Annotated in this window: 5 protein-coding genes; all 5 read right to left on the reverse strand. The window is 35.6% G+C overall.

Annotated features, from left to right (window positions below):
* Positions 1 to 302 precede the first annotated feature (302 nt).
* The 5 genes from H4J67_RS19415 to H4J67_RS19435 all read right to left on the reverse strand — a co-directional run bounded on the left by H4J67_RS19415 (position 303) and on the right by H4J67_RS19435 (position 4274).
* Positions 303 to 656 carry a DUF2306 domain-containing protein gene (locus H4J67_RS19415; RefSeq protein ID WP_182169553.1) on the reverse strand — a complete coding sequence of 118 codons (354 nt, stop codon included), beginning with the start codon at positions 654 to 656 and terminating at the stop codon, positions 303 to 305.
* A gap of 117 nt (positions 657 to 773) precedes the next feature.
* The gene (locus H4J67_RS19420) at positions 774 to 1262 is read right to left on the reverse strand and encodes a hypothetical protein (protein WP_182204760.1); all 489 of its coding nucleotides are present in this window, start codon (positions 1260 to 1262) and stop codon (positions 774 to 776) included.
* Positions 1263 to 1731: 469 nt separating this feature from the next.
* The gene (locus H4J67_RS19425; protein WP_182204762.1) at positions 1732 to 1956 is read right to left on the reverse strand and encodes a hypothetical protein; all 225 of its coding nucleotides are present in this window, start codon (positions 1954 to 1956) and stop codon (positions 1732 to 1734) included.
* A 704-nt stretch (positions 1957 to 2660) separates the two neighbouring features.
* Complete coding sequence (locus H4J67_RS19430; protein ID WP_182204764.1) at positions 2661 to 3698, reverse strand: IS110 family transposase; 1038 nt, start codon at positions 3696 to 3698, stop codon at positions 2661 to 2663.
* A 129-nt stretch (positions 3699 to 3827) separates the two neighbouring features.
* On the reverse strand, positions 3828 to 4274 hold the full coding sequence (locus H4J67_RS19435; protein WP_182204766.1) for a hypothetical protein: 447 nt from the start codon (positions 4272 to 4274) through the stop codon (positions 3828 to 3830).
* Between the last annotated feature and the right edge of the window lie 565 nt (positions 4275 to 4839).

Genomic DNA, 4839 nt, shown 5'->3' on the forward strand with positions numbered 1-4839 from the left:
GACAGGTGCCACGACGAAATGAGTAAGGTAGGCGCTGCTAACTAATAAGTTAGTAATCCACGAATATCAGCATGATAACCGACGAAATTACTTGCTTCATTCTATGCGTTAACTCACTTAATACTGAAAGTGAATACAATGGTTCTGAAATTAATGAACAAGGATCAGTGTATTTAACTTGACGTGGGGAGTCATACCAACGCCTAATTAACAGGCAAAAAATTGTTGGCTAAAATAAGTGAACGGAGTGAACAAAAAGCCAACTGTTTTTTGTCCTTGTTTAATTTCTTGTTAGGCATATGCTAATAAAATACGCCATTAAGAAAACGACCAGGAGTCACAACAGCAAAATAAGCTGAAATAACAGTACCTATGTATGCACCAAGCATACAATGAGTATGACGTTTGATATTACCTTTACGAATAGAAGACACTCCAACTGGAATACAAACAATAACCAAAATAGAAAAAAGGTGTAACCACGTAAAGCTACCAGTTGGCATTATAAAAAGAGAACTAATAGCTGTAATAAGCATTAAAACAGCCCAAAACTTTCCAATACGCTTGTGGATTAAAGTACCCTTTTCTAAGGATAAATTTATAGCTCCTAAAACTAAAGAAGGTATGACGGCTAGCAGATGTATATAAATATCCATATTAACTCTAAATGCCTAACGCCCAAATAACAGGCTAAGTAATGGTTGGCTAAAATTGTGTAGCGAAGCGAAACGTAGCCAACTGTTACGTGTCCTTGTTGATTTTCTTGTTATATTTCAATAGCTACCACAAGGCAAGAAGTTCTTTATTCGTGTCTGCTCTTCAAATAGCCACGATTCTATTATTTGGCAATTTTCATTAATAAGTTTGAGATCACTTTTATCTAGCAAGTGTGGTATTTTAGTCATAAAAGGCCAAACCCATTTGATGTCATCTATCTCAGTTATACTAAAATTAACTCCATAAACTTTTGAATCCGAGTGAGCAACAACTTGATTTCTTAATGTTTTTATAACTCGATTATGCATGTCTTTTTGTGAAGGGGTAAAGTGTTTTAAGAAGCCCTTACGCAAGTCTCCAGAGTCATTTCCGCTAAAAGGCCTACTATAAGAGATAATTACAGATTCATGAAATGCTCTCTGAATATTTTCATTAATATCAGATGGAGTCGTTTCATTTATCAAGTCTTTCGTATACTTAATATCGATTAAAGACATCATAACCCGCTGGAAATGAATAATTTCATTTTTCTGCTGAGCACCCACTACAACTTCCTTGAAATATAACGCCACGTTAAGCGGCAAATAATAGCTGGCTAAAATGTGTGAGGCACGAACAACAGCCAGCTGTTATTTGTCCGTTTGAACGCCTTGTTATGCGATTTTTACATTACCACAAACCGCACAATTTATATAAATATTAGCGACATAAAATACACATTTAAAAACTCACAGCATTGCGACACACTAAACCGTGAATTTTGAGCCACAAATCAAAAGTGAATTTACCACTTACCTACTTTGGCGAAAAACTATTTAACCAAAAACTGAAATAGATTTAATTACACGTAAATTACCAGGATAAAAAAAAGGCAACTACCACAATTACATTTAATCGAATTCGGAATGCCGCATAACGCCACATTAAGCGGCAAAAAATTGTTGGTTAAAATGTTGAGCGGAGTGAAAACAACCAACTGTTTTTTGTCCGTTTGAATGCCTTGTTAGCAGTATTTTAACCTGCTGCTACTTTTGTATTTTTAGGCAAACTTTCTCCGCACCACGGACAATTAGATATTATGTTACCACCACCAACCACTTTTGCTGGAATCTCAACAAACCAAACAGATTCACCTCTAAGGTTTGTAAATTTAATATGGATATCTTCTTCTCCCGCTTCTTCTACGGAAGAAAACAACCCGATACAGCAATAACTTTTTATTCTTTCTAGTCTATTCATTTCGATTGAGTCTGATTGATGATGCCAATATTGCCTATACTGCTAACGCCACATTAAGCGGCTAAAAATTGTTGGCTATAATGTTGAACGAAGTGAAAACAGCCAACTGTTTTTTGTCCGTTTGAATGCCTTGTTATGCGACTTTTACATTACCACAAACTGCACAATTTATATAAATATTAATGACATAAAATGCACATTAAAAAAACTCACAGCATTGCGACACAGTAAACCGCGAATTTTGAGCCACTAATCAAAAGTGAATTTACCACTTACCTGCTTTGGCGAAAAACTATTTAACCAAAAACTGAAATAGATTTGATTACGCGTAAATAACCAAGATAAAGAAAAGACAAACACCACAATTATATTTAATCAAATTCGCAATGCCGCATAACGCCCCATTAAGAGGCTTTTAATTGTTGGTTATAATGTGTAGCGAAGCGGAACCTAGCCAACTTATGTGGACTCCCCCTTGTCAACAACAAAAATAATAATACAAAGAAATAAATGCGTACTTATGTACGAGCTCTAAACTGAGAAGCTATCTCTGGCTCTTTGATATTTACGCGAACTAATTGTCAAATCTGTTAAGCGAGCTAAAAGCTCTCTGTTGGCTACTGACTAAACTAGCTGATTTTTATCTTCGTTTTGCATTTTTGTTGTGTGAACGCTTTTGAACTACTTTTTCTATTCAATTCTTTTTAAGCTGTCAATAGCTCAGCTTTATATTCACTACCTTTGGTCAACATCGCATAAGCCGTTCTTACCGTTTTATTAGCAAGTGCCACCGCAGCACATTTTTTGCCTCGTCGCTCAACGAGCCCTTTAATCCAAACGTCTTTTTTAGTTTTGGCTTCTCTATTCACAGCTTGAGTAACCGCGGCCATTGCGCCGCAAACCAACTGACTTCTCAATATACTATTTTTACAATGCTTTCCTATTGAGCCTAATTTCACAAGACCACCTGATGAATGCTGTATTGGTGTTAACCCAATGCATGCTGAAGCATCTTTTCCTTTAGTGAAAACACCTATATCCCAACACCCTAGTGCAATATATAAGTTAATCGCATTCATGGTGCCAACGCCTTCCAGCTTGAGTAGCTTTTTACAATCAGCATGAGCAATAACTGATTTCTCTAAACACTCATCATAACGGTGTACAGCTTTGATTAAACTTTGTAAATGTTCTTTGGACGTAAAAATAGCGGCTCGACATTCTACAGACAAACCATTGGTAGCATCCTCTAATACGCCCTCGATGGCAGATATAATGCCGCCTTTGCGATTAGAAATACGAATATTCATTTCTAATAATAAAGACACTAACTGCTTCTGACTGGCACCCTGGTGTTTAACGGCTAACTCTCGTAATCTTTTAATCGATTGTAGTTGTTGCTGCTCAACTGTTTTACCGCCAATAAAGGTGACATCAGGTAGTAATGACGTTTGAACAATAGCCAGAGCATCATTTTTATCAGTCTTTTGATTTTGTCGTACAACTGATACCAACTTAGCTGAAATCAAACGGGCATCATGACCGGCTTCAATCGCTTTTTGTCTCCAGTAATTCGAGGTACCACACGCTTCAAATATTATCGTTACCGGTTTGGCATTAACTAACCAAGAAAGAAATTCGGTCGGTGTCATTTCACTATTTGACTGCACCTTTTTGTTCCTATAAATACAAACTTGAATAACTTCTTTTGCTAAATCAACACCAACTCTAGTACGATACATATCAGGACTCTTTATAATATATTTGTGTGGTAACAGTATATTACCCTACACCTCAAGGTGTGGGGGAGTCCAATTATCTGTTAAAAGTCCTGCTTGAATGGCTTGTTATACATCAATTTACACTAACTACTAATCTGGCATTCTTGGGGGTGGTGGCGGAGCATCGTTTGCTGATTCAAATTCAAGTAGTTGTGTTAATTTATACTGCTTAAAGTTACCGCAAAATATTATGTTAGATCTATCTTTTTTAGTAGTATTGTATGCCAAAATAATTTCGATTTTATCTACGTTTTTAGCTGAAACACTAAAATAAGAACGATAATAATCCCCAACGTATTTATAATCCTCTTTCACATCTAGGTTAATTACAAATTCATCATCTAATAGTGCGGTTGTACTGCTTAAAAAATTTTCACCTTTTTGTATTGGCGATAATATTTCGAAGGTTTTTAAACTTTGTTTTTGCTTATTCTTACTAATGATTTCAACGGCAAATGGATGAAATTCTTTTGCGTCTTCACCACATGCAAAAACATTTAAACTTAAAAAAAACGACAATGCTAGAATTTTACGCATAACCTTCCTTGATGTATAACGCCACATTAAACGGCAAAAAATTGTTGGCTAAAATGTTGAACGAAGTGAAAACAGCCAACTGTTTTTTGTCCGTTTGAATGCCTTGTTATGCGATTTTTACACCACCACAAACTGCACAATTGATATAAATATTAATGACATAAAATGCACATTAAAAAAACTCACAGCATTGCGACACAATAAACCGTGAATTTTGAGCCACTAATCAAAAGTAAATTTACCACTTACCTACTTTGGCGAAAAACTATTTAACCAAAAACTTAAATAGATTTAATTACGCGTAAATAACCAGGATAAGGAAAAGGCAACTACCACAATTACATTTAATCGAATTCGCAATGCCGCATAACGCCCCATTAAGAGGCAAATAATGGTTGGCTAAAATAAGCGACGAAGGAGCAAATAGCCAACTGTTATTTGTCCTGCTTGAATGGCTTATAGTTGGACCATTCCACTTATATAACAAAGTAACTTACTATTATATTAGGTGGAACATGCTTCTGTTGGTTACGAATATTGAATGGCAAACATCCAATGTTTCTAA

This window comes from Colwellia sp. BRX10-4, assembly GCF_014077465.1.
Lineage (GTDB): Bacteria > Pseudomonadota > Gammaproteobacteria > Enterobacterales > Alteromonadaceae > Colwellia_A.

Coding starts and splice junctions, on each gene's coding strand:
- H4J67_RS19435 (WP_182204766.1), bottom strand. CDS start 4,274: ATGCGTAAAATTCTAGCATTGTCGTTTTTTTTAAGTTTAAATGTTTTT.
- H4J67_RS19430 (WP_182204764.1), bottom strand. CDS start 3,698: ATGTATCGTACTAGAGTTGGTGTTGATTTAGCAAAAGAAGTTATTCAA.
- H4J67_RS19425 (WP_182204762.1), bottom strand. CDS start 1,956: ATGAATAGACTAGAAAGAATAAAAAGTTATTGCTGTATCGGGTTGTTT.
- H4J67_RS19415 (WP_182169553.1), bottom strand. CDS start 656: ATGGATATTTATATACATCTGCTAGCCGTCATACCTTCTTTAGTTTTA.